Genomic DNA, 2,458 nt, shown 5'->3' on the forward strand with positions numbered 1-2,458 from the left:
TGTATTTCGCAACTGAAAAGTGAGCCATTTATTAATTAAAAATTGAGCCACTAAGATTGGCTGTTTTCTAGCCATTCTTTTGTTTCTAAAATTCGATAAGATGGTCCCACCATGTCGATCATATAAGCACGGTGAGTTAAACGGTCTGTTAAAGCAGCTGTTAAAACAGGATCGTGAAAGACTTCTTCCCAACGATCAAACGATAGATTGCTTGTGATAATGGTTGCGGCCCGGCCAGCGCGTAAAGAGAGGTGGGTGAATAATAACTCTGCTCCTTCTTTGTCAAAGGAAATGTACCCAAGTTCATCTATGATCACCAGATCATACTTCTCGAACTTTAGCTCAAATGACCGCAGTGTCCGTTCTGACCGCCTTTCTTTTAATTGATTAATGAGGGAGGCAATGGTCGTGAAATACACTTTATACCCCGACAAACACGCCTCGATTCCTAAACCAATCGCAAGATGGGTCTTGCCTGTTCCAGGCGATCCAATCAGTAAAATATTTTGTTTTTCCTTGATAAAGTCTAAGGTCTTTAAAGAAGGGAGGCGGCTTGCCGCCTTTTGGGGCAGCCTCTCCACATCTAATTCTGCTAATAGCTTTTTTTCCGGGAAATTCGCAAGGCGAATACGGTTCGCTTTGGCACGCACCTCACGGTCCTGCATTTCCTGGACAAGCGCTTGATACAAAAAGTCTTCTGCTTTTTTATGTTGCTTCCATACCTCTTCCTGCTGAATGAATGCCCGAATGCTAGGCAGGCGCAATTCTTTACACATATCAATCATTTCCTGCAATTTCTCCATCAATGAAGCACCCCCGTTGTTTTGGTTTCAAATAAAGCATGAATGGCGGATAAGTTCTCAAGGGATTGGCTGGTGACTTCATCGCCAGGTTCGGGAGAAGCTTTTGCAGTTCTTTCCTCCTGGCTTGCCAGAAAAATGATCTTGTCTGTTGTTAGTTGAACCATCGGGTTCTTCTGGAGCTGATGAATGGCGTTTAATACGCGACTCAAATTTTGATGCTCTTTTAAGTAAAGAAGCAGCTCTAGAAAATCACGTTCATTTCCGATATAATGATCCTGATAGATTTTTTGTAATTGGGCGGGTGCCTGGCTTAAACATTCACTTTGAGCCAAGGCGCCTTTTTTCTTTTGAAAGGTGTGGATGTAATGGAAAATATCCATCACCCATTGGTGGTTTTGCCAACAGCGGCGATGGGTCGCCAGGCATTCGTCTTCACTGAAAACCCGGATGGTTTCCGCACTTGCCTTCAGCTTTACCCATTTCCCTACATGGCCTTCCGGCACGGAATAATGATTCTGCCGGTACGTCACAGTGCTGTATTTGTCCACCCTCGATTCCAGTAACTCTGAAGCATCGAATGGTACAACTTCTGCACCAGCTGCACGGTCGGCTCTTTCTTCGAGCATCAGCTCATGATGAGCTATGTTTTTCTTGTAATGCTGGTGTGTATTGAGTTTGTGGACGATGGCTGCCAAATAAGACCGGGCTGCCTGTAAATCTGAAAATGAATCCTGATGGGCAAAGGCTTTTCGCCGAATATACTCCACACTTCGCTCTACATGCCCTTTTTCATTGCCTTTGCGGGGCTGACAGAGCCTGATCTTAAAATGGTAATGCATCGACACATTTCTCATGCCTTCTGTAATTTCCCGTTCTGTTCCAATGAAATTTTTAACCACCGTGCGCATATTATCATACGTAAAAACCTCCGGTACAAATTGCAGGGAAGCTACACACTTCGCATGGGCATCCTGTACGCAAACCATGGTTTCTGATTCATATAGATAAGCAAACCGCCAGTTACTGTATGGAAGGGTGAAAACGGCCATCGAAAGAGAGCGCCATGACTGGCCGATACATAACTTGACCTCCCCCCAATCAAATTCAATTTCCCGGCCTGCGACTGCTTTTTGCCGAATGAACACTTCTTTTTTGCGTGCTTCCTCACGATTTATGAAGTTCCTCACCGTTGTGTAGCTGATATTAAACCCTTTATCTAGCAGCTTCTCATGTATGTCCACCATTTTCAGCTGTTGTTTATGCATCTGGTGTTGACGCTTGTATTCATTTTCTTTTAACATTTTTCGGATTTGTTTGATCACTGAGTGAGTCAGCGCCCGTTTTTGTCCATTTCGTTTTTTATACGATGGCGGAGCTATGTAATTATCGGTTACAGGCAAATTCCGACTGTCCTTTTTTCTGCTCTCAAGGTCCTCTTCAATGTAGCGTTTGACTGTATTTCTAGATAAGCCTACCTCTTTTGCAATCTTCCTTTGGCTTTTGCCCTCCTGATGGAAGGCTATGAGCACTTGTTGTTTCTTTTTCAACGAGATCACCTCTATATCCCCCTAACTCTTACAAGCTAGGATTATTTTCATATAAGGTGGCTCACTTTTCAATTGCGATGGTGGTTCACTTTTAGGTTAACAAATACA

2 protein-coding genes are annotated in these 2,458 nt (G+C 43.6%); both read right to left on the reverse strand.

The window, feature by feature from the left end:
- Nucleotides 1-50 precede the first annotated feature (50 nt).
- Nucleotides 51-803 (reverse strand): IS21-like element helper ATPase IstB, encoded by a 753-nt coding sequence (istB, locus tag B1A98_RS19855; RefSeq protein WP_063385396.1) that lies wholly within the window; start codon nucleotides 801-803, stop codon nucleotides 51-53.
- Complete coding sequence (gene istA, locus B1A98_RS19860; protein ID WP_437435946.1) at nucleotides 803-2,350, reverse strand: IS21 family transposase; 1,548 nt, start codon at nucleotides 2,348-2,350, stop codon at nucleotides 803-805. The genes istB and istA overlap by 1 nt, the downstream gene beginning before the upstream one ends.
- Nucleotides 2,351-2,458 lie beyond the last annotated feature (108 nt).

This window comes from Pseudobacillus badius (genome assembly GCF_002189605.1).
In the GTDB taxonomy this organism is placed as follows: domain Bacteria; phylum Bacillota; class Bacilli; order Bacillales; family Domibacillaceae; genus Pseudobacillus; species Pseudobacillus badius.